This window comes from Amorphus sp. 3PC139-8 (genome assembly GCF_040750475.1).
Lineage (GTDB): Bacteria > Pseudomonadota > Alphaproteobacteria > Rhizobiales > Amorphaceae > Amorphus.
In genome coordinates this window covers 120,058-142,710 of the sequence record NZ_JABJVY010000007.1, presented here as the reverse complement: position 1 = coordinate 142,710, position 22,653 = coordinate 120,058, and the positions used below count along the sequence as shown (strand labels likewise).

The following is a 22,653-nucleotide window of genomic DNA, read 5'->3' as shown; positions in this document are numbered from 1 at the left end:
GAAGCGGCGTGCGCTTCGCTTGGAAACGCCCGAATTGTTCACGTCTTGTTCTTGCCACACTTCGCCCGATCGACTACCCTGAATTGCGGTTCGGGCGAAGAGGGGTGGCAAGATGGTGTCCCACGTGACCACGGTGGCCTTTCAGGGCGTCGAGGCGGTGCCGGTCGACGTGCAGGTCCAGATCGGACCGGGGGCGGTCGCCTTCACCATCGTCGGCCTGCCGGACAAAGCCGTAGCGGAAAGTCGCGAGCGGGTGCGTTCCGCCCTGATAGCATCCGGGCTATCGCTCCCGCCCAAGCGCATCACGGTCAATCTCGCTCCCGCCGACCTGCCCAAGGAAGGCAGTCACTACGATCTGCCGATCGCCGTCGGGTTGATGGCCGCAATGGGGGTGCTGCCGGCGGACCAGGTGCTCGACTATGTGGTGCTCGGCGAGCTCTCGCTTGACGGAACCATCGCGCCCGTCGCCGGCGTCCTGCCGGCGGCAATCGGCGCCAACGCCCTCTCCAAGGGCCTGATCTGCCCGTCCGCATCCGGCCCCGAGGCGGCCTGGGCTTCCGGCGACATGGCGATCCTCGCCCCGCGCAGCCTGATCGCGCTCGCCAATCATTTCAAAGGCACACAGGTGCTATCGCGACCGGATCCGAAGATCCGCGACGAGGCCCTGCCGCAAGGGGACCTCGCCGACGTCAAGGGTCAGGAAACCGCCAAGCGCGCGCTCGAAATCGCCGCGGCCGGTGGGCACAATCTCCTGATGGTCGGCCCGCCCGGCGCCGGCAAGTCGATGCTGGCGCAACGCCTGCCCACTATCCTGCCCGCTCTGTCGCCACGGGAACTGTTGGAAGTTTCCATGGTGCAGTCGATTGCGGGGCAGCTCGCCGAAGGGCGCCTGTCGAGCCGGCGGCCGTTTCGCGCGCCGCACCATTCCGCCTCCAGCGCGGCCATGGTTGGTGGCGGAATCCGGGCGCGGCCGGGCGAGGCGTCCCTGGCCCATCTCGGCGTGCTCTTTCTCGACGAATTGCCGGAGTTCGCGCCCCAGGTGCTCGACGCCTTGCGCGAACCGCTAGAGACCGCCCGGGCCGTGATCGCGCGCGCCAACCATCGGGTCAGCTATCCCGCGCAATTCCAGCTCGTTTGCGCCATGAACCCGTGCCGATGCGGCTACTATGGTGAGCCCGGCCATCAGTGCCGGCGCGGGGACCGCTGCGCCGCAGACTATCAGGCCCGCCTCTCCGGCCCGTTCCTGGACAGGATTGATGTGCGGATCGATGTCGCCGCCGTCACGGCCGCCGATCTCGCGCTACCCGCGCCCACGGAAGGCTCGCGGGAAGTCGCCGCCCGCGTGAGTGCGGCCCGGACCCGCCAGGCCGATCGCTTCGCGGCCTTGAATGTCCCGATGCGCACCAACGCCGAATGCGGTCCGTCGCTGATTGAAGAGATCGCCACGCCGGATACGGACGGCGCCCGGCTGCTTGCGGATGCGGCCGAGGCGATGCGCTTATCGGCCCGTGGCTATCACCGGGTGTTGAAGGTCGCCCGCACGCTGGCGGACCTCGACGAGTCGGATCGAGTGCGCCGGGTGCACCTGGCCGAAGCCCTGGCCTATCGCCAGTCCGGCCCACGGCTCGCGATGGCGGCGTGAAACGGTCGGATGGTTCCATCTGAGCGGAAGGGCTTGAGGCGAAGGAACACACCTCTGCTGGCCGCGCCCGCGCAGCCGCGAGCACGGCGAGATGGCGCGAACGAAGAAGAAGACCTTGTTTATTCAGGTCCCGTAGACCTCGTCAGCGCGCTCTTCGAAGGCCGTAGCGAACCGGCGGAAGGCGCGGTCGAACACCGAACCCATGACGGCGGCCAGCGCTCGGCTTTTGAACTCGTAGTTGATGAAAAAGCCGACCTCGCAGTGACCCTCGTCGATCGGTTTGAAGGTCCAGCGGTTTTCCATGTGCCGGAACGGCCCGTCCAAATACTCCACGAAGATCGTTTGATTGGCGCGGTCGAGTTGCACCCGCGACGTGAACGTCTCCCGGATAAAGCGGTAGGCGACCGTCATGTCGGCGATCAGGAGCTCGGTCCCGTCGTCCTGTTCGCGCCGTCCGCGCACCGTCAGCGACTGGCACAGCGGAACGAAATTCGGATACTTCTCCACGTCCGCAACAAGGTCGAACATGTCCTCGGCGGTATGGGCGACGCGGCGTGTGGTTTCAAAATGCGGCATCGGGGTCTTTCGGTCCGACACGGGCTAGATTCAATTCAGAGACGAAACGCGGCACCGGCAAACTCGCTCTCTGCGCTAACGTCCGGCCCGCCGTCGTGGTTCGCGATCAAAGCTCGAAGCGACCCGACATCATTGTGATCTGGCTTCGCGGGCCGCCTTCAGCCGGGCGAAATCCTCTCCGGCATGATGCGACGAGCGGGTCAGCGGGCTCGACGAGACCATCAAGAAGCCCTTGGCATAGGCGATCGCCTCGTAGGACTTGAACTCCTCCGGCGTCACGAACCGTTCAACCACGTGGTGCTTGCGGGTCGGCTGCAGGTACTGGCCGATCGTCAGAAAGTCCACATCCGCCGAGCGCAGATCGTCCATGAGCTGCAGAACCTGGTTCCGCTCCTCCCCGAGCCCGACCATGATGCCGGACTTGGTGAACATGGTCGGATCGAGCTGCTTCACCCGGTCCAGCAATCGGATGGAGTGGTAGTAGCGCGCACCGGGGCGGACGGTCAGATAAAGCCCGGGCACGGTTTCCAGATTGTGGTTGAAGACGTCCGGCTTGGCTTCGACGACGCGCTCCAGCGCACCGGGCTTGCGCAGGAAATCCGGCGTCAGAATCTCAATGGTCGTACCGGGCGCGGCCGCGCGGATTGCGGAAATCACCTCCACGAAATGCTCCGCGCCGCCGTCGGCGAGGTCGTCCCGATCGACGGACGTGATCACCACATGCTGCAGCCCGAGCATGGCGACGGCTTCCGCCACCTTGCGCGGCTCTTCGCCGTCGAGCGGCTCCGGCATGCCGGTACGCACATTGCAGAACGCGCAGGCGCGGGTGCAGGTGTCGCCCATGATCATGAAGGTGGCGTGCTTCTTCGACCAGCATTCGCCGATATTCGGACAGCCCGCCTCCTCGCACACGGTGACGAGGCCGTTGTCCTTCACGATCTTCTGGGTGTCGCGATAAACGGGCGAGCCCGGCGCTTTCACGCGCAGCCAGTCCGGCTTGCGCTGCATCGGCGTGTCGGGCCGGCGCGCCTTTTCCGGATGGCGCGGACGGCTGATTTCGGCGGGGCGGTCGGTCGTGTCGAGAAGTGTCACCATAGTCCGCTCATTGTTGGGCGTCGGCCACGCAAGTTCAAGGCCGCCTCTGCCCGACGGCCCGCGCACCCCGTCGCGCGCTCCTCATCTCAAGCCGCGAACGTCGGTGCACCCCCTCCCTTAGCCCAAAGTGCGCGCGGCTTGAACCGCTTCCGGCTCAGAGCTGGGGCTCCTGCGACACATAGAGGCTCTCGCCGGCAAAGCCAGGAAGCTGCATGCAATGCGCGATCAGGCGGCGATCCGCACGAGAAGCACGTCGGCCTCGCCTTTCGGGCGTATCGGTCCAGGGCCTGTTCGGGCACGCAGAATTCGGCTGCGGGTGTGCGCGAATTTGGCTAAGAATGAGGCAACTGGGGCACGAGCGTCCGGCCAATCGGCTGCAGGCGCACAATTTGCCATGCTGCAAGGGGGCTCCGCCATGGCGTACGGCACATGTTCCAGGCGTCTGCGACTGCCGGTCGCCGCGCTCGCGCTGACCCTTCTCGCCCTTGCCGGCTGCGCGTCGTTGCCGGAACGGCCGGATTTCGATGCGGACGACCAGGCGGCGGCAACCGTCCCCGGCTTCGAAAATATCCGCTTCTACGCCGATGATGACGGCTCGAACTTCCGCGATCATGTGGTGGCGCAAGTGATGAACCAAGTCGCCGTGAACGGCATGGAGATCCTCAATCACGGCAGCGTCAACTGGCTGATGATTTCCGGCGGCGGCGAAGACGGCGCGTATGGCGCCGGCGTCATGGTTGGCCTCAGCAAGACCGGCAAACGCCCGGATTTCGATATGGTGTCGGGCGTCTCGACCGGCGCGCTGATGGCGCCGTTCGTGTTTCTCGGTCCCGCCTACGACAAGGAGCTGAAGTCTATCTACACGGAGATCGGTCGCGACCAGATCTTTCAGATTGTCGGCCTACGCGGCATCATCGGCGGTGCGGCCGCGGCGAGCTCGGCGCCGCTTCGCCAAACCATGGAGCAGAAGGTCACCAAGCGGATGCTCGACCAGATCGCGGCCGAGCACAAGAAAGGCCGCCGGCTCTACGTGGTGACCACCAATCTCGATGCCCAGCGCCCCGTGGTCTGGGATATGGGCGCGATCGCCGCCACCCCTGCCCCCAACCGGCGCAAGCTGTTCCTGGACGTCCTGCAGGCGTCTGCCGCCATCCCCGGCGTATTCCCGCCGGTTTACATCACCGCGATTGCCGACGGAGAAACCTTCAAGGAAATGCACGTGGACGGCGGATCCACCATGCAGGTTCTGACCCTTCCCTCGAGAATCAAAGCCACACGAGACCGGCGGGCATCCTTGGATAAGCGCAAACGCGCCCTCTACATCCTGATGAACAACACCATGCAGCCGCGCTTCGAGCAGACCAAGGCGCGCACCTTCTCCATCGCCGGGCGCTCGCTTTCCACCATCATCAAACGCCACGGCATCCAATCGATCGAGATCATGTACGATATCGCCAAGAGCCGGGGCGTCGCCTTCTACGTCACCTATGTCGGCCGCGATTTCGACAAGGAGCTGCCCGCGCCGTTCGACCAAGACTACATGACGGCGCTGTTCGACTACGGCTATCAGCGCGCCCTCAATGGCGACGTCTGGCGGACGAGGCCACCCACCGGCAACTGACCCGGCGATGCCCCTTCGAAAGCGCGATCAGAGCGCGCCCTTCGTCTTCAGCCACTCACCGACGATCTCTTTGTGGCGTTCCGCACCATAGCTCGGGAAGTGCCCGCCATGGACCACCGACACCGGTAGATCGTAGAGCCGCGCCATCGAGGCAACATAGTCAGTCGCGTCGGAGTGGTAGCAGTCCTCCACCAGCGGTCCGTCATAGACGATATCGCCGGAGAACAGGATCTGCGTCGCCGCCTCATAGAGTGCGATTCCGCCCGGCGAATGCCCCGGCGTGTGGATCACCTCGAAATAGCGGTCGCCGAGGTCGATCGCATCGCCGTCGCCCAACAGGCGCGTAGCCGGGGCCGCTGCCACGGCATAGGCTTCTGCGCGATAGGGCTCCGGCGGCAGGGCGGTGAAGATCTCGTTGTTCACATAAGAATCGGCGAGCGTCGCCTGCCGCGTCGGATGCGCCAGGATCTCAGCCTCGGCATGGTGCACGCATCGCTCCGCAAACTCGTGATGACATCCGATATGATCGAAATGGGTATGGCTTGCGACAGCGGTCAGCGGCCGTTCGTTCACCAGCGCAACATGGGCGCGGAGACTGACCACGCCCATGCCGGAATCGACCAACATGTCCTGGTCCCGGCCCCGGACATGCCAGATGTTGCAACGATAGAACGTGCGGATATGAGGCTCGTCGATATGGGTAACGTCGTCGGCCAGCCGCCGCGTACGATACCATTTGTCGGCCGATACCCGCTGCATCCCCGCATTCCTCCAAGCTCGCCGGACAGCGAACCAGAGACGCTGAAGAACGTCTATTCCGGCTGGCCCAGCTCGTGAGCGACTTCATATCCGTCCATCGACCAGGTCTGGATATCGTCGCCGTCGAGCTTTTGTTTGGTCAGATCGACGAAGCGGATGTCGCTGTTGTCGTAGGTCCGGAAGTAGAATCGCTTGTTGGCGAGATCGTTGGCGCTGGTCCACTGGGTGTAGTCGGCCGAGATCTTGCCGTCGGAGCTTGCCTCGTCGGCCCGGGCCACGCCCTTGGGAATGTCGAAATTATTCAGGATGTGGAAGGCCTGGAACACGGCATGGTCGCTGTTCGCCACCGGACCGATGCCATGGGCGAAAATGGCCGCGCGCACGAAGCGGGACGGCGAGGTGAAATCGCCCGGCATGCCGAGTAGGCCGGTCCCCTGACCCAACCCTTCGATGGTCACGTCACCCAATTTCTGCGGCGCGGAATTCGTCACGCTCAAGTTCACATAGTTCTGCAGATTGGTCATGTGCCAATCGAACGGCGGATTGTTGGTGATGATGCCGATCTGATCGTCGTGAATATTCAGCTTGCCATCGACATACTCGATGACGATCGAAGCCCCGGTCGGGTCGGTCACCACGAAATGCACCGGCAGGACGATGTTGAACGCCTTGAAGACGACCGGCGCGACGACGACGTCCGACAGCGCCGCCTTGACCTCCTCGACGGTCGCGAAGTTATCGAGAATGTAGGAGCCGAGCTGCCAGGAGGCCATCGTCTTCGACGCATCCTCCGGCTTATAGGGCTGATACTTCGCGGACTGATCGAAGTAGAACAGGCCCATCGAGAGCCCCTTCTCGTTCAGCCCATCGACGACGTAGGGCAGCCCTTCCGGATTGGTGCCGACATTGGCGTACTTGACCTTCCATTTCAGGCCCGGCTTGCCGTCCGGCGTCTCACCCGTGCGCTCATAGCCGCGCGGGACGAGAATGACCTCCGACTGAAGATTGACGTTGAATTCCATCGTGCGTGCACGCACGACGGTGCCGTCCTTAGCCGTCAGCGTGATGCCGGTACAGGCCTGCGCCGCCGGCGCGAAGGCAATGAGCGCGGCGAATGCGGAGGCCGCAACTTTGGTGACTGTCCGACGGGCGAACTGCATGGCGTGATCCTTCTACTTTGCATCGGAGCGCGGCTCGACGCTGTTAGCGGCCAAGGCCTTTCGACACCCTATCCGTTGCGGGTTACGAAAACTCGACGACCTGACGAATTGCCTCGCCTTCGTGCAGACGATCGAAGCCGATGTTGATCTCATCGAGCGTGAGACGATGGGTCAGAAGCTTGTCGACGGGCAGCTTGCCGCGCCGGTAGAGCCCGAGAAAGCGGGGGATGTCGCGCGAGGGTACGCCAGAGCCGAGATAGCTGCCGCGCAGCGTCCGCTCTTCGGCCACCAGAGACACCGCCGGAAGCTCCAGCACCGCCTGCGGGTTGGGCAGGCCGCCGGTGATCGTGGTCCCGCCCCGGCGCGTGATCCGATAGGCGCCCGCCAAGGCCTTGGCCGAGCCGGCAAATTCCAGCGCCGAATCGACACCGCCCTTGGTCACGTCCTTCACTTTTTCCGTCAGATCGGGATCGGCGGCATTGAAGGCATGGGTCGCACCCAGCTTCAGGGCGAGTTCCAGCTTGTCGTCCAGCATGTCGATCGCCACGATCGTCTCCGCGCCGGCCGCCTCCGCTCCCAGGACGGCGGCAAGCCCGACGCCGCCCAGCCCGACGACGGCGACCTTGGAGGCCGGCGGCACCGCACCGGTGTTGAAAACAGCGCCCGTACCCGTCAGCACCGCACAGCCCATCAACGCGGCGATGTGCAGCGGAATGTCTTTGTCGATCTTCACAATGGAGCGGCGCGACACCACGGCATGGTCGGCGAAGCACGAAATTCCCAGATGGTGCAGCACACGCCCGTCCGGTCCGCTCAGCCGCACGCCACCCGACAGAAGGGTTCCGGCGCCGTTCGCCGCCGCCCCCGGCTCGCACAGGGCCGGCCGCCCTTCCGCACATGGCGCACAGTGGCCGCAGCTCGGAACGAACACGCAGACCACCGGGTCGCCCGGCGTAAGATCGGTAACGTCCGCCCCGACCGCCTCGACGATCCCCGCCGCTTCGTGGCCCAGCGCCATCGGCAGCGGCCGCGGCCGGTCGCCGTTGATCACGGAAAGATCGGAATGGCACAGGCCGGCGGCAACCATCCGGACCAGGACCTCACCCGATTGCGGCGCGTCCAACTCCAAGGTTTCGATGCGAAGCGGATTCGAACGGGCATAGGGCGTGGGGCGCCCGATCTCCTCCAGCACGGCCGCTTGGATCTTCATCGTTCCCTCCTCGACAGGTGCGTCTGCGCGCAGCTTTCACGTCGACGGCGAGACTTTACAGGATTTAACGCGTAAGGCGATGGGCGGCCTCGGCGATGACCTCCTCCTCGCTGGTGCGCACCACCAAGATTGGCGTCGCGCCGACGCCGACCTCCGCAGCGTTGGCTATATTGGCTTCCGAGTCGATCTTAAGGCCGAGATAGCCGAGCCCATCCACGATTTCGCTGCGGATGCGGGCTGAGTTCTCGCCAATCCCTCCGCAGAAGACGAGACCGTCCAGCCCGCCGAGCACCGCCGTCAAACCGCCGATTTCACGCTTGGCCCGGGCGGCGAAGAAGGCGATCGCGCTTTCGGCCGCATCTGTCCCGGCCGCTTCGATGTCGCGCATATCGCCCCCGGCTCCGGAGAGCGCGGTCAGCCCGCTTTTGCGGTAGAGCAGCCGCTCCAACTCCTCCAGCGTCATACCGTAGGCCCGCATCAGATGCAGCAGCGCGCCCGGATCGATCTGGCCGCAACGGGTGCCCATCACCAGCCCGTCGAGGGTGGAAAAACCCATGGTGGTCGCAACGCTGCGCCCTTCGGAAAGAGCGCACATGGAAGCGCCGTTGCCGAGATGGGCGATGATCACCCGACCGGCGAGAAGGTCGGGCCGAAGCGCTTCGAGCCGGCGGGACACGCTGGTGTAGCTGAGCCCGTGGAAGCCGTAGCGGCGCAGCCCCTCCTCATGGAACTGCTGGGGTAGCGCGAACGCCGACTGGGTCCACGGCATGGTGTGGTGAAAGCCGGTGTCGAAGCAGCCGACCTGGGGGATGGCTGGCGCGATGTCGGCGACGGCGCGCACGCAAGCGAGATTGATCGGCTGGTGCAGCGGCGCCAGCGGTTCCAGTCGCTCCAGCTCGGCGACGACATCGTTGTCGAGCAGGCGCGGTGCATGCAGGTTGGGACCGCCATGTACGATCCGGTGACCGACGACCGACAGCGGCCGGTGCTCCCAAACCGGGGCCAGCGCCTCGATCAGGCGCGCAAGCGCCTCGCCATGATCGCGCGCCTCGACCGCGCCCGAGGTCTCGCCGCGCACGTCGTCGGTGAGCTTGATTACGGCATTGGTCCCGATCCGGGCCACCATGCCGGAGGCGACCTCGGCGAGCTCTCCGCCGCGATTGAAAACCGCAACCTTCAGGCTCGACGAGCCCGCATTGACGGTGAGGATCATGCCTCCCCCCTGTTTCGGGCCTAAACTCCGCGCCATTCGACGCCGGTCGGCCTTCTGATTATTGCCGGCTACAGCCCCGAGGCGGCGCTTTGCTCCGTCGCGCCGGTTTCTGCGAAAAACCGCACTCATTTTTTCGCCCGGCGCTTTACTCGAAGGAGAGCCGGGACAATTCCGCGGCCGAGGCGTGAAGGTCCGGCAGAAATGTTTTTGCGCGTGCAATGTCGAAGCGCTGGGTCGGTGCGTGAAAGGAGAGCGTCGCGAACAGGCGCCCGTTGAGATCCCGGATCGGGACTGCCACGGCGACCATCCCTTCCATGAATTCCTCGTCGTCGCTGGCGAACCCCTCGGCCCTGGTTTGCAAAAGTGCCGCGCGCAACCGGTCGGGATCGGTGAGGCTGTGCGGCGTGCGCGGCTCCAGAGGTGCTGCGGAGAGGTAGCGGTCGAGATGGCGGTTCGGTAGCGAGCTCAGATACATCTTGCCCGACGCGGTGCAGTAAAACGGCACCCGTGTGCCGACCGGAAGCTGGATCCGCAGCGGCCAGGCCGTTTCCACGCGTTCCAGATAGATCATGGAATCGCGCTCGGGCAGCGATATGTTGCAGGTCTCCCCGATCGTCTCGGCAATCCGGGTCAGGATCGCCAGCCGCGCCGTGCGCAACCGCAGGGAGGAGAGGATGCCGCCGGCCATCTCCCGCGCCCGCCGACCCGGGGCGTAGCTGCGCCCGTCCACGTCGCGCTGCAGGAAGCCCTCCTCCTCCAAGGTCGCGAACAGCCGGTGGATCGTTGGCTTGGGCAGGCCGAGCGCCTGGTTCACCTGGGTCGGCGTCACCGGCACCCCGGCGGCGGCAACCGCCTCCATCACCATCAGGAGCCGCAGGTTGGTGGGGATCGTGTCCCGCGTCTCGTCCAGCGCCTCCATGATCGATCACCCAACCCCTTGAAAGACGGAGGAAATGCCGGCCGACCTTAAGTGAGGCGACCACCGGCATCAATTCCGTGCAGCAAGCTCGTCTCCGTGGTCATCCCCGCCAGCGCGCCTTGCCCAGCCACCTCAGTCCAAAACAAATTATAAAATGATACTTGAAGTCTCAATATCAAATGTAGATTGTGTAGGGAAAGCACCACGCAGAAGGTGCACACGGGTGGGAAACGGCATGGAAGAGGTGAAAGCCGACTATGTGATCGTCGGCGCCGGCTCGTCGGGGTGCGTGATCGCGAACCGGCTGTCGGCCGACCCATCCGTGCGCGTGGTGCTGATCGAGGCCGGCGGACCGGACCGCAATCCCTGGATCCACGTGCCCGTGGGCTACTTCAAGACGATGCACAACCCCTCGGTCGACTGGTGCTTCAAGACCGAGCCGGACCCGGGATTGAACGGGCGCAGCCTGGAATGGCCGCGCGGCAAGGTGCTCGGCGGCTCCTCCTCCCTCAACGGCCTTCTCTATGTTCGGGGCCAACCGGAAGACTACGATCGCTGGCGCCAGATGGGGCTTGAGGGCTGGGGCTGGGACGAGGTGCTGCCGCTGTTCAAGCGCTCGGAAGACCAGGAGCGCGGCGCGGACGACTATCACGGCACCGGCGGACCGCTTTCGGTCTCCAACATGCGCCTGGTCCGGCCGATTTGCGACGCTTGGATCGATGCCGCCCAGACGGTCGGCTACCGCTTCAACTCCGATTACAACGGCGCGACCCAGGAAGGTGTCGGCTTCTTCCAATTCACGGCGCGCAATGGCCGGCGCTGCAGCGCCGCCGTCGCCTTTCTGAAGCCGGTGCGCAACCGCGCAAATTTGCGCATCGTGACGCACGCCCACGTGCAGCGGGTGCGCATCGAGGATGGCCGCGCAAGCGGGGTCGAGTTCGTCGGTGCCGACGGCACCGCCCATTTCGCCGCCGCCGACGGCGAGGTGATCCTGTCGGCCGGTGCCATCGGCTCGCCGCAGATCCTGATGCTGTCCGGCGTCGGAGAGGCCGATCACCTCCAGGCCAACGGCATCGCCCCTGTCTGCGATCGGCCGGACGTCGGCCGAAACCTGCAGGACCATCTGCAGGCCCGGCTGGTTTACAAATGCACAGGACCCACCCTCAACGACGAGGTTCGCAGCCTGTGGGGGCGCGGCCGCATTGCCATGGAATATGCGCTCTATCGCACGGGCCCGATGACCATGGCGGCGAGCCTCGCCACCGGTTTCCTCAAGACCGACCCTCGGCTCGCCACGCCGGACATCCAGTTTCACGTCCAGCCTTGGTCGGCCGACAGCCCCGGCGAAGGCGTGCACCCCTTCTCCGCCTTCACAATGTCGGTCTGTCAGCTCCGCCCGGAAAGCCGCGGCGAGATCCGCCTGCGTTCGCCCAACTCCCAGGACGCGCCGATCATCCGTCCGAACTATCTGGCCACGCAGACCGATCGCGACACGGTGGTCGCCGGCATCAAGATTGCCCGCAAGATTGCCGGAGCCGCCCCTCTCGCGGAGAAGATCGCGTCGGAATATCGTCCAGGGCCGGACGTCGAAGACGACGACGGTCTCTTGGAGTGGGCGCGCAACACCGCCACCACGATCTACCATCCGACGGGAACCTGCGCGATGGGAACGGGAGACCACGCCGTGCTCGATGCCCGGCTCAGGGTTCGCGGCGTCCACGGGCTCAGGGTCGCCGACTGCTCCATCATGCCGGACATCGTGTCCGGCAACACCAATGCGCCGGCCATCATGATCGGCGAAAAAGCCAGCGACATGATCGCGGCCGACCGCCGGTCGGCCTGCCGAGAGACAGGATGACAGGGGAGACACGCCCGATGCGGATGACGACGGAAGAGGCGTTTGTGAAAGTGCTCCAGATGCACGGCATCGAGCACGCCTTCGGGATCATCGGGTCGGCCATGATGCCGATCTCGGACCTGTTCGGCCGCGGCGGCATCACCTTCTGGGACTGCGGCCACGAAGGCTCCGCCGGCATGATGGCCGACGGCTACAGCCGCGCCACCGGCAAGATGTCCATGATGATCGCCCAGAACGGGCCCGGCATCACCAACTTCGTGACCGCGGTGAAGACGGCCTACTGGAACCATACCCCACTGTTGCTGGTGACACCCCAGGCGGCCAACAAGACCATGGGCCAAGGCGGGTTCCAGGAAGTCGAGCAGATGAAGCTGTTCGAAGACATGGTCGCCTACCAGGAAGAGGTGCGCGATCCCTCTCGCATCCCGGAGGTTCTCAACCGCGTCATCTGCGAGGCCAAGCGCGCCAACGCCCCGGCCCAGATCAACGTGCCGCGCGATTTCTGGACCCAGGTGATCGACGTGCCGCTCCCTGCCGTCGTCAACTTCGAGCGACCCGGCGGCGGCGAGACGGCCATTGCCGATGCTGCCAAGCTACTCGGCAGCGCTTCCTTCCCGGTAATCCTGAACGGTGCCGGCGTCGTGCTCGCCGGTGCGATCGGCGATACGGTCGAGCTCGCCGAGCGTCTGCACGCTCCGGTCTGCGTCGGCTATCAGCACAACGATGCCTTCCCCGGCTCGCACCCGCTGCATGCCGGCCCGCTGGGCTACAACGGCTCGAAGGCGGCGATGGAGCTGATCTCCAAGGCCGATGTCGTGCTGGCGCTGGGCACCCGGCTCAACCCGTTCTCCACGCTGCCCGGCTACGGCATCGACTACTGGCCCAAGGACGCCAAGGTCATCCAGGTCGACATCAAGCCGGAGCGCATCGGACTGACCAAGGCGGTGAGCGTCGGGATCGTGGGCGACGCCGGGAAGGTCGCGCGCCGTCTTCTGGAGCTGTTGCCCGAGCGCGCCGACGACGAGGCCAGCCGCAAGCGGCGCGACCTGATCGCGACCACCAGGTCCACCTGGGCACAGCAGCTCAGCTCCATGGACCACGAGGACGACGATCCCGGCACGACCTGGAACCAGCGCGCCCGCGACGCCAAGCCGGATTGGATGAGTCCGCGCATGGCCTGGCGCGCGATTCAGGCGGCGCTTCCGCGTGAGGCCATCATCTCGTCCGACATCGGCAACAATTGCGCGATCGGCAACGCCTATCCGTCGTTCGAGGCGGGCCGGAAATATCTCGCGCCCGGCCTGTTCGGTCCCTGCGGCTACGGCCTGCCAGCGATCGTCGGCGCCAAGATCGGCTGTCCGGACACACCGGTGGTCGGGTTTGCCGGCGATGGCGCCTTCGGCATCGCGGTCACCGAGCTGACCGCAATCGGTCGCAAGGAGTGGCCCGGCATCACCATGGTGGTGTTCCGCAACTATCAGTGGGGCGCGGAAAAGCGCAATTCCACGCTCTGGTTCGACGACAATTTCGTTGGCACCGAGCTCGACGAGCAGGTCAGCTACGCCGGTATTGCCCGGGCCTGCGGGCTTCAGGGCGTTGCGGCGAAGACCATGGACGAGCTCACCCAGGCGCTCGACCAGGCGATCCGCGATCAGATGGAGCACGGGCGGACCACGCTGATCGAAGCGCTCATCAACCAGGAACTCGGCGAGCCATTCCGGCGCGACGCCATGAAGAAGCCAGTCGTGGTTGCCGGCATCGACCGCAACGACATGCGCACCCAGGTCGTCTGACCTGGAGCGCACCGCGGTCGGGCCGAACGTCCGACCGCTCCACCATCGAAGCGAGGATCGGCGCAAGAGGAGCGGCGGTCGTCAAGCACTGCGAATAAGAAAAAGAGCGGAAAACTGGAACTCACTTTTCCTGATTTCGCTCCAGAACACACCTTTCAGGTCGTGACCACAGGGATCGTTTGAACGCATTTTATTTGCAAGCGTGACGTCGGCGGAAAGCCGACACCGACTTTTCCGTGGTCACGCTCAAGATCAACGCCTTCGGACACTGTCCAATGGGGGAGTTGATCGGCTTTTGGTTCAAAGCGGAATTCGGGCGGACCAGCATCGTCTTTCCCGCCCCCCGCTTGCACCGACGCAGGCGAAGTCCGAACGGAACAGAAGGCGAAAGCCTCATCGGGTCCCGGCTCCCGGGCCAATCGGAGATTGCACCCTGCGTCATCATAAGGTTTATTGAGGCTAAAAGTCTCATTTTCACTGGGGAGGGAAGATGAGCGTGACGTCGTTCCAGTGTGCGTTGTGAGCGGGCCGCAATCGCCCCGCCCTCGGCGCGCGAGCCGTAGCGCGGTTCGCCTTCATCGGATGAAACGGGTACCGCGTTCGATCGCGGTCCAGGGTCGCGGACGGCCCGCGCCCCTCCTCGCCGGCGGCGGGAGCGCGGTTCTCCGATGAGCCCCGCTGAAGCCCGCCTGAGGCGCATCACTGCCATTCTCGATGTTCCGGGCATGCTGGTCGGCAAGGCCGCAGCGTGGCTGATCATCCCGATGATCGGCGCGCTGGTTTACGAAGTGGTCGCCCGCTTCGGCTTCAACGCCCCGACCATGTGGGCCTACGACGCCACCTTCATGTTCTACGGCGCGCTTTTCATGCTCGGAGCGGCCTACACGCTGGGCCAGGATTCCCATGTGCGCGCCGACTTTCTGTTCAACGTCCTGTCGCCGCGTTGGCAGGGCGTCATCGACGGGCTGTTCACGCTCTGCCTGTTCTTCCCGGCGATGTATTTCTTCACCGTCGCGACCTTCGACTTCGCGCTGGTGTCCTGGCAGCGCGGCGAGCGCATCCCGACCAGTCCGCTGATGCCGATCATCTACCCGCTGAAGACGGTGATGCCGATCACCGGCGCACTGCTTCTGATCCAGGGCGTTTCGGAACTCCTCAAAAGCCTTTTTTCCATCGTCACCAACCGCCGCTTCCGCAGCCAGAGCGAGGAGGCCGCGTGATGACGGATGCCACGCTGGGTTTGATTTCGCTGGGCCTCATCTTCGTCGGTCTTTTGACCGGCTATCCGATGGCGTTCACCTTCATCTTCATCTCGCTTCTGTTCGGCTATCTGGGCATGGGGCACCGCGTCGTCTCGCTGATGCAGTATCAGTTCTTCGCGCTGATGCGGGACACCACGCTAGCCGCGATCCCCCTGTTCCTGTTCATGGGCTTCGTGCTGGAGCAGTCCGGGCTGATGGAGCGCATGTTCAAGGCGCTGCGGCTGCTACTCGGCCGGATGCGTGGCTCGCTCTACCTGATCGTTCTCCTGGTCGCGACGGTGTTTGCCGCGGCAACCGGCATCGTCGGCGCCTCGGTTACCGTGCTCGGCGTGATGGCCGCGCCGATCATGATGTCGTCGGGCTACGACACCCGCATGTCGGCCGGCGCGATCGCGGCCGGCGGCACGCTGGGCATCCTGATCCCGCCGTCGATCCTCCTGATCGTCATGGGGCCGGTGGTCGGCGTGCCGGTGTCGGACCTGTTCACGGCGGCGATCATTCCCGGCGTGATCCTGTCGACGGTCTATATCATCTACACGCTCGCCCGCAGCTATATGAACCCCGAGCTCGGGCCGCCGCTCTCGCTGGAGGAAATCGCCGAGACCACCGCCGGGGAGAAGGTGCGCGAGCTCCTGCTCGGCATCGTCCCGGTCACCATCGTGATCGCCTGCACCCTCGGCGTCATCATCGCCGGCATCGCAACGCCAACGGACGCCGCCGCCTGCGGCGGGCTGGCCTCGCTGGTGCTGGCGATCGCCTACCGACGGCTGAGCTGGGCCGCCTTCAAGCGCTGCGTCTACTCCACGCTCGTGATGTCGGCGATGATCATGTTCCTGCTCGGTTCGGCGAACTTCTTCGGCGCGGTGTTCTCCCGGCTGGGCTCGGCAAACCTGCTCACGGACTATCTCTTGAGCCTGCCATTCTCGCCGACGGTGATGCTCCTGATCATCCTCGCCATCGTGTTCGTGCTCGGCTCGCCCCTGGAGTGGATCCCGATCGTCCTGATCATCGTCCCGATCTTCCTGCCGACCATGGTGGAGATGGGCTACGATCCACTGTGGTTCTCCATCCTGATCGCGGTGACGCTCCAGACCTCCTGGTTGACACCGCCGATGGCGCTTTCGGCCTACTTCCTGAAAGGCGTCGTGCCGCGCTGGAAGATGGGGGACATCTATCTCGGCATGACCCAGTTCGTGGCGCTGCAGCTCATCGTCGTGCTGCTCTTGGTGCTGTTCCCGCAAATCGTTCTCTGGCTGCCGAACGCGCTCAAATGATCTCCAGATCCCGCCCCGACCTGCAACCGCAAGGGAGACGCACACTGACATATCGACCGGGAGACACCTGAGAAAACCATCAACAAACCAACGAACATTGGGAGGACTACCAATGCCGATTTCAAGGATCGGGCTATTGGCCGGCAGCACCGCCGGTGCACTCTGCCTGCTTGCCGGAGCTGCCTTCGCGCAGGACGAAAGCTACGAGATGCGGATCCAGACCGCGATCCCCAACTCCAGCCTCTATTTCCAGCTGCTTCAGGACTTCGGCGATCGCGTTGAGGCCATGTCCGGCGGCCGCATGGAAGTCGAAGTTCTGCCGGATGGCGCCGAGGTAAAGGCATTCGAGATCCTGGATGCCGTCGACAACTGCGTGGTCGAGGCCGGCTATGCCTGGCCGCACTACTGGTCCGGCAAGCACCCCGCCTATGTGCTGTTCTCCAACGTGCCCGCGAGCACGGGCATGGACCAGGAATCGCTGATGGCCTGGTATTATGCCGGGGACGGCAAGAAGCTCTATCAGGAGCTGACCCAGGACGTGATGGGCTACCGGGTCATGCCCTTCCTGATGCAGCCGATGGGGCCCGACCCACTCGGCTGGTTCTCCAAGAAATTCGAGAACATGGACGAGTTCCGCTCGATCAAATATCGCTCACCCCCCGGCATTGCCGGCCAGACCTACACTGCCATGGGCGTACCGGCCGTCGCCATGCCCGGCGGCGACATCGTGCCCTCCGCCCAGCGCGGAACGATCGATGCGGCGGAATGGATCGGCCCGGCCGACGACCGCAATCTCGGCCTCAACAACATCTGGAAGTACTACTATCTCCAAGGCCTTCATCAGCAGACCGACGTCGGCGAGCTGATGATCTGCAAGGACTTCTGGGACGAGCTGCCGACCGACCTGCAGGCGATCGTGGAGACGGCGATCATGGCGAATGCGACCATGACACAGGCCGTCAATCTCTACGAGAACTCCAAGGCGGTGAAGGAGTACGAAGCCGAAGGCGTGGAAATGCTCGACACGCCGGACGAGTATTACGACCTGTTCATCGAGGCGCAGAACGGTGTGGTGAAGGACTATATCGCCGACGACGAATTCTTCGCCAAGGTCTACCAGTCCCAGGCCGACTTCGCCGATCTGGTCCACCCCTATCACTCCCGCGTGCAGAAGCTGCACAGCGAGGTGGTGAACGGCGCCCATCAGGCCAAACAGGACGGGAACTAAGCCGCAATCCTCTCCGCTCATTCCTGCGAAGGCCGGAGGAAGGAGCAATTTTTTTCGCTCAGATGTTTTCCTCTGAGCGGAAACCGCTCTATCGCGACAAACACCCTGGGGCGGCGACCCGGCCAATTCGGCCCGGTCGCCGCCCCTTTTTCGTGTTCGCTCCCGCCAAAGAAGGCATCCTCCGACACATGGCACGCCGGCGGTCGTGCTTGACGTCACACGACCTATTTCGATATATCTTGATTTACGACATATCGAGATATATGTGATCGTCATGAAACACACAGACATCCCCGGCCCCGGGTCACAGGGCGAGCATTCCCATTCTGAAACGAGAGGACGGCGTCATCGCCATCGCGGCCGCCACGGCTGGCAGCATGGAGCCGCCGAGACCGGCTCCGGGCGGGAGCCGGCCGAGGCAATGGCAGGCGGCGCATCCGAGGGTGCGCTAGGCCGGCACCGTCACCGCGGCGGTGCGGACCGGCCGGAGGAGATCCGAACCGCCATGCGCGACCTCAAATCCGCCATACGCACGCACCTTTACCAGGGGCCGATCGATCCCGACACTGTCGCGACCATCACTTCCGCTCTCGAGACGGCCACCCGTACCCTGGAGACGTCCATGACCGACACCCAAGCCGGCGACCTCACCCTGACCGCCATCGCCGACGTGCCCACGCCGTCCGCATCGAAGTACCTGCAGCAGCTCTGCAAGCACTTCCAGCACAAGCGGCCGGTCAATTTCGACGCCCAGCATGGAGAGATTTCCTTCGCGATCGGCACGTGCCGGTTGGACGCGAACGATCAGACGCTGACGCTCACGCTTGCAGCCCGCAACGAAGAAGAGATGGAGCAGCTCAAGGACGTCGTGGTCCGCCATCTCGTTCGGTTCGCCTTCCGCGAAGACATTCCGATCGAGTGGCGAGACTAAGCGGGATTCCGGACTTCACAAAATCAGGCAAAATAGCAGCCGACCGTTCCGTAGGGGCCATAGTCGCCCATGATCGTAGAGCCGTGGCCGGCCTCGATCGGGCGGATGAAGGAGCCGGCCAGAACCACCTGCCCGGCTTCGATCCGCCCGCCATAGCTCCCTAGCCGGTTGGCGAGCCAGGCGATCCCAACAGCGGGATCGTTGAGCACGCCGCCGCCGAGCCCGGTCTCCTCCACCACCGCATTGCGCGACACGATCGCGCCCATCCAGCGCAGATCAACCTGGTCGACCCGCATGGCGCGGCCGCCCAGCACGATGCCGGCATTGGCGGCATTGTCGGAAATGGTGTCGACCACGGTCCGGGTCTTCCCCGTCTCCGGGTCGGCGCGCAGGATGCGGGTGTCGAGGATCTCCAGGGCCGGCGTGACGTAGTCGGTCGCCGACAGGACGTCGAACACGCTGACGCCGGGGCCTTGCAGCGGAGCCTTCATGACGAAGGCGATCTCCGCCTCGATGCGCGGCTGGATGAACCGATCCGCGGGGATCGTCGTCCCGTTCTCAAACAGCATATCGTCGAACAGCACGCCGGAATCCGGCGTATCGATCTTGAGCGCGTCCTGCATCGCCTTGGAGGTCAGCCCGATCTTCCAGCCGATCGAAGTCCGCCCCGCAGCTAGCTTGCGCCGCACCCATTCGCCCTGGACCAGATAGGCGTCGTCGAGCGCCATACCGGGATATTTCAGGGACAGGAGCCCGGTCTGCACCCGGCTCTTTTCCGCTGTATCCAGCGCCGCCACCGCCTCGGCGATTTCCCCCTCAGTTATCATTGTGCTGCCCTCTTAGGTGCTTTGCTGGAAATTGGAACTCGCGACCGTCCGAAAGCGCCGGACGGGAAATGGGAAGCCCACTTTCCTCATCCCGCTCTCCTCTCCTATTCAGATTACCCCCGGATTAAGAGGGAGTGACAGCATCGCCGGCCTGGCCGGTATTCGCGCCCATCTTCTCGGTCCAACGCGTTTCGGCCAGTCGCCGACATAGGGAGAGCCGCTCGGCAAGACGCGAACCATACCAGACTAACGCACTGAAATAACGAAACGATTTGAACCAAGAACCCGACCGGCGAAGTTCACGGTCCGCCCCGTCCTCTGCAACTTTCGATCAACTCGAATCGCAGACGGCCTAAATCCGGGCTGCACGGTTTAGAATAGTAATAATCTAATATTCAGATCCCTCACTTGCCGCTTAATGGCCGATCTGCCAGTTAATCTGGCATCTATTTCTCGCTGGGGGATTCCAAGACATGAGTGAAGACACACTCGGATCGATCGGACCGACCTTGAACGGCCTCCTCAATGGAGAGCTGCAGGCGGCTCACATCTATATGCAGGCCGGAGCGTGGTGCGGCGCCCGCAGCCTGGACGGCTGTTCCACCTTCCTGCTCGACCATTCCACCGAGGAGCTGATGCACATGCGCAAGTTCCTCGACTACATGATCGATGTCGACCTGCAGCCGAGCTTCGCCGCCCTGCCCGAACCGAAGATCACGGTTGAGCATGTTCGCGACCTGTTCGAGCTGATCCTGGAGCACGAGCGCAAGGTCACCCGCAACATCTACGCCGCGGCGAGCGAGGCCCAGGCGATCGGCGACCAGGGCACCTTCGAATTCCTGCAATGGTTCATCATGGAGCAACGCGAGGAGGAGAAAACCTTCCGCGAGCTGGTGGATCGCACCAAGCTGATCGGCGACGGCCCCCACACGCTCTATTATATCGATAAGGAAGTCACGGAGATCGCCGCGCGGCTCGCCGCCGCTTCGGCCTCGCCGGCGGCGGCCTGATCGATTTCAACCATTTAAGCGGAATATGTCGTTCCGGGCGGGAACTCAGCCTATTGCGGCTCCCACTCACAGACGGGAGCCGGTCCCGCCCGGTTCAGCCGATAGAGCAGGAGCGCCGGCTCCCCAAATGCCCGTCCCGGAAACACCGCGGCGAGCTCGCAAGCAGGGATTGGCGTGCTGGTAAGCCGGTAGGCCGGCAGATCCGAAGCGGCAACTCCGGCATGTGCCGTTTCCGGATAGAAAAGATCGTAGACCCGGACCTCGTTGAGACGGTCGCGTAGGAAGCCAACGCCCTGGTTGGTTACCAAAAGCGCCGGCGCGCGATCTTGCAGGGCGACGCTGGCGGCGGCCAACGGTGCGGGCCGGGGGTCGGCAAGGTCCCAGGTCGTGGCCGCAAGCCAGCTGTTCAACACCAGTGCCAGGCCGATCACCGCAGCCCGCACAGCACGCCGTCCCGGCATCGTCGCCGCAAGCAGCCCACCAAGCATCAGCGTCGGCGCGAGATGGCGCAGATTGTCCGGGTTCTGCATGGCCAGCATCCAGACCAGAGAGACGGCGAAAGCGGCGATTGCGGGAGCGGCCACGCGTCGTCGCTCCCCAGCGAGCGAGACCACCGCCGCACCGGCGTAGAGGCAAAGAAGCGCCAGAACCGCCGGCCGCTCCAAGAGCACCGCGCCCCACCCTGCTCCATCGCTTGACCCGGAAAGGGCGGTGTTGCCCCACACCAGGGTGTGGCCCTCAAAAAAGCGCAGGCCCTCTCGAAAATAGCCCCAACCCTCTATAGAAAGCAGAATGGCGAGAACGGGCATCGTGACGGCGATGGCACCAACTAGAATGACAGAGCCTCGCCATGGCGATCTTCCGACAACGACCAGCCAGGCACCGGCCTGAATCAGGCCGTAGGACGGACGCGCCCAGGCCGACAGGCCCAGCGACAGGCCGGCAGCCACGCTTCCGCCCGCGTTTCGCTCCGCGAGCAGCACCAGCGCCAGAAAGGCGACGAAGAAGAGAAGTCCGGTGCCATCGGAAAGGCCGGAGAGCGCCAGCGCCGGCAAGATCGGCTGCATGAGCGTGAGACCGAACGCGGCGAGTGCAGCCCAGCGCGCGCCGGTCCAGGACCAGGCGGCCCAGGCCGCCGCCCACGGCAAGGCGAGCGCCACACCGGTCGTGGTGCGCTGCAGGGCGGAAACCGGATCCGGCACAACCAGGCGCACCAGCCGCCCCAACCCGACGAAGACCGGATAGCCAGGAAAGTGCGGCGAGAAATCGAGAACGGAAAAGCGGGTCAGCGCCCGCGCAAAGTTGAAGCCATCGTCGGAAGACAGACTCGGAGGCTGTCGCAGAAGCGCCGCCGCCAGAAGCACATAGAGGCCGATGGCGACCAGACAGGCAAGCGCGAACACCCCGTCGCGCCCGCGTATTTTCCGAAAGACGGCACCACCCGAGGCGTCCACCCCGCGAACGCTATCGCCGCGCGACACCGAAGCCGATCGCAAAAGCCGTCACCAGCGCCCCGAACACCAGTGGCTTGCGCGGCACCGAGGCCTTCACGGTCTCCGCCACGCCCGGTGCGGGGCCGATTGGAGCAGCGCTCTCCGCCGGCGGCGGCGCCACCGGCGGTTCAGCGAAAGGGCGGCGGACGACAACCTTCCTGCGCGGACGGCTCAGCACGATGAGGAAAATCAGGAAGAGGACCAGAAAAAATCCGGCCAGCGACAAATCGGCGATCACCGGACTGGAGTGGTCGGCGATCACCCGATGCGCGGCATTGGCGAGGTAGATCACCATGCCGAGCGCCGTCAGCAACGCCGCCAACGCAAACACCACCGTTCGCACGATCGAGCGAACGGTGGTGAGCGCGGCGAGGCGCGCCGTCGCCGTGAGTTCGTTGAAGATCGTCGCGATCATCGGCCGCGGCTTAGAAAGCCAAGGAACAGGCCAAGTCCCAGCGCGACCAGGATCGCGGTGAAGGGATTGCGGTGGATAGCGGCTTCCGCCTCCGCCTCGTAGGAGCGAAACTCGTCATAGGCGGCATCGCGATAGGCGCGACCCTGCCGCGCCATGTCCTCGGCGCGCTCGTTGAAACGCGAACGGACCGTGTCGGCTTCCTCACCGATCAGCGTCCGCACCGTATCGGCCAGACGCGACACGTCGGAGCGCAGTGCGTCTAAGTCCTTCGAAATGTCGTCGGTCGTCTTTTTGGCCGCGGTCTCAGCGTCTTTCGCCTGCGGTTCAGCCATCGTCGCCTCCGTCCTTTATCGCTATCCAAGGCTGA

The 22,653-nt window shown here is 64.5% G+C and carries 20 protein-coding genes; 9 read left to right on the top strand and 11 right to left on the bottom strand.

The features are described 5' to 3' along the window. The first annotated feature begins 112 nt into the window (after positions 1-112). Entirely contained in the window at positions 113-1,642 is a 1,530-nt protein-coding gene (locus HNS03_RS09100) for a YifB family Mg chelatase-like AAA ATPase (protein WP_367194696.1), read from the top strand. Between the two features lie 123 nt (positions 1,643-1,765). On the opposite strand, the gene HNS03_RS09095 is transcribed toward HNS03_RS09100, so the two are convergent. Both HNS03_RS09095 and lipA read right to left on the bottom strand, forming a co-directional pair. Continuing rightward, positions 1,766-2,218 carry a type II toxin-antitoxin system RatA family toxin gene (locus tag HNS03_RS09095; RefSeq protein WP_367194695.1) on the bottom strand — a complete coding sequence of 151 codons (453 nt, stop codon included), beginning with the start codon at positions 2,216-2,218 and terminating at the stop codon, positions 1,766-1,768. Positions 2,219-2,347: 129 nt separating this feature from the next. Then, positions 2,348-3,313 carry a lipoyl synthase gene (gene lipA / locus HNS03_RS09090; RefSeq protein WP_367194694.1) on the bottom strand — a complete coding sequence of 322 codons (966 nt, stop codon included), beginning with the start codon at positions 3,311-3,313 and terminating at the stop codon, positions 2,348-2,350. 415 nt (positions 3,314-3,728) lie between these two features. On the opposite strand from lipA, the gene HNS03_RS09085 reads away from it, so the two are divergent. Continuing rightward, positions 3,729-4,934, top strand: a complete 1,206-nt coding sequence (locus tag HNS03_RS09085; protein ID WP_367194692.1) for a patatin-like phospholipase family protein — start codon at positions 3,729-3,731, stop codon at positions 4,932-4,934. Between the two features lie 27 nt (positions 4,935-4,961). On the opposite strand, the gene HNS03_RS09080 is transcribed toward HNS03_RS09085, so the two are convergent. The 5 genes from HNS03_RS09080 to HNS03_RS09060 form a co-directional block, all read right to left on the bottom strand. Then, positions 4,962-5,693: an MBL fold metallo-hydrolase gene (locus HNS03_RS09080; protein WP_367194691.1), complete on the bottom strand. Its 732-nt coding sequence runs from the start codon at positions 5,691-5,693 to the stop codon at positions 4,962-4,964. A gap of 53 nt (positions 5,694-5,746) precedes the next feature. Then, positions 5,747-6,853 carry a linear amide C-N hydrolase gene (locus tag HNS03_RS09075; RefSeq protein WP_367194690.1) on the bottom strand — a complete coding sequence of 369 codons (1,107 nt, stop codon included), beginning with the start codon at positions 6,851-6,853 and terminating at the stop codon, positions 5,747-5,749. Between the two features lie 82 nt (positions 6,854-6,935). Next, a complete protein-coding gene (locus HNS03_RS09070; RefSeq protein WP_367194688.1) occupies positions 6,936-8,063 on the bottom strand; it encodes a zinc-dependent alcohol dehydrogenase family protein in 1,128 nt (375 codons plus the stop codon). A gap of 64 nt (positions 8,064-8,127) precedes the next feature. Beyond that, positions 8,128-9,276, bottom strand: coding sequence for an acetate/propionate family kinase (locus tag HNS03_RS09065; protein WP_367194686.1), 1,149 nt, complete (start codon positions 9,274-9,276; stop codon positions 8,128-8,130). Positions 9,277-9,421: 145 nt separating this feature from the next. Continuing rightward, a complete protein-coding gene (locus HNS03_RS09060; RefSeq protein WP_367194685.1) occupies positions 9,422-10,195 on the bottom strand; it encodes an IclR family transcriptional regulator in 774 nt (257 codons plus the stop codon). A gap of 235 nt (positions 10,196-10,430) precedes the next feature. Between HNS03_RS09060 and HNS03_RS09055 the strand changes: the two genes are divergently transcribed. From HNS03_RS09055 to HNS03_RS09030, 6 genes are all read left to right on the top strand, one after another. Further along, entirely contained in the window at positions 10,431-12,053 is a 1,623-nt protein-coding gene (locus HNS03_RS09055) for a GMC family oxidoreductase (RefSeq protein ID WP_367194683.1), read from the top strand. Between the two features lie 17 nt (positions 12,054-12,070). Next, the gene (gene xsc / locus HNS03_RS09050; protein WP_367194681.1) at positions 12,071-13,846 is read left to right on the top strand and encodes a sulfoacetaldehyde acetyltransferase; all 1,776 of its coding nucleotides are present in this window, start codon (positions 12,071-12,073) and stop codon (positions 13,844-13,846) included. Positions 13,847-14,514: 668 nt separating this feature from the next. Then, a complete protein-coding gene (locus HNS03_RS09045; protein ID WP_367194680.1) occupies positions 14,515-15,066 on the top strand; it encodes a TRAP transporter small permease subunit in 552 nt (183 codons plus the stop codon). Beyond that, on the top strand, positions 15,066-16,382 hold the full coding sequence (locus tag HNS03_RS09040) for a TRAP transporter large permease subunit (RefSeq protein WP_367194678.1): 1,317 nt from the start codon (positions 15,066-15,068) through the stop codon (positions 16,380-16,382). Before HNS03_RS09045 ends, HNS03_RS09040 begins: the two co-directional genes overlap by 1 nt. A gap of 112 nt (positions 16,383-16,494) precedes the next feature. Further along, positions 16,495-17,610, top strand: a complete 1,116-nt coding sequence (locus HNS03_RS09035) for a TRAP transporter substrate-binding protein (protein ID WP_367194677.1) — start codon at positions 16,495-16,497, stop codon at positions 17,608-17,610. 505 nt (positions 17,611-18,115) lie between these two features. After that, entirely contained in the window at positions 18,116-18,541 is a 426-nt protein-coding gene (locus HNS03_RS09030) for a DUF2218 domain-containing protein (RefSeq protein ID WP_367194675.1), read from the top strand. 23 nt (positions 18,542-18,564) lie between these two features. Here HNS03_RS09030 and hpaH read toward each other — a convergent pair whose 3' ends face one another. Further along, on the bottom strand, positions 18,565-19,368 hold the full coding sequence (gene hpaH / locus HNS03_RS09025; protein ID WP_367194673.1) for a 2-oxo-hept-4-ene-1,7-dioate hydratase: 804 nt from the start codon (positions 19,366-19,368) through the stop codon (positions 18,565-18,567). A 473-nt stretch (positions 19,369-19,841) separates the two neighbouring features. Here hpaH and HNS03_RS09020 point away from each other — a divergent pair, with 473 nt between their 5' ends. Further along, positions 19,842-20,378 (top strand): ferritin, encoded by a 537-nt coding sequence (locus HNS03_RS09020; RefSeq protein WP_367194672.1) that lies wholly within the window; start codon positions 19,842-19,844, stop codon positions 20,376-20,378. Between the two features lie 50 nt (positions 20,379-20,428). On the opposite strand, the gene HNS03_RS09015 is transcribed toward HNS03_RS09020, so the two are convergent. From HNS03_RS09015 to HNS03_RS09005, 3 genes are read right to left on the bottom strand one after another with little or no spacing between them, the layout of a single operon-like run. Continuing rightward, the gene (locus HNS03_RS09015) at positions 20,429-21,859 is read right to left on the bottom strand and encodes a hypothetical protein (RefSeq protein WP_367194670.1); all 1,431 of its coding nucleotides are present in this window, start codon (positions 21,857-21,859) and stop codon (positions 20,429-20,431) included. Next, positions 21,843-22,286, bottom strand: coding sequence for a hypothetical protein (locus tag HNS03_RS09010; protein WP_367194668.1), 444 nt, complete (start codon positions 22,284-22,286; stop codon positions 21,843-21,845). The genes HNS03_RS09015 and HNS03_RS09010 overlap by 17 nt, the downstream gene beginning before the upstream one ends. Then, a complete protein-coding gene (locus HNS03_RS09005; protein WP_367194666.1) occupies positions 22,283-22,618 on the bottom strand; it encodes a hypothetical protein in 336 nt (111 codons plus the stop codon). The genes HNS03_RS09010 and HNS03_RS09005 overlap by 4 nt, the downstream gene beginning before the upstream one ends. Positions 22,619-22,653 lie beyond the last annotated feature (35 nt).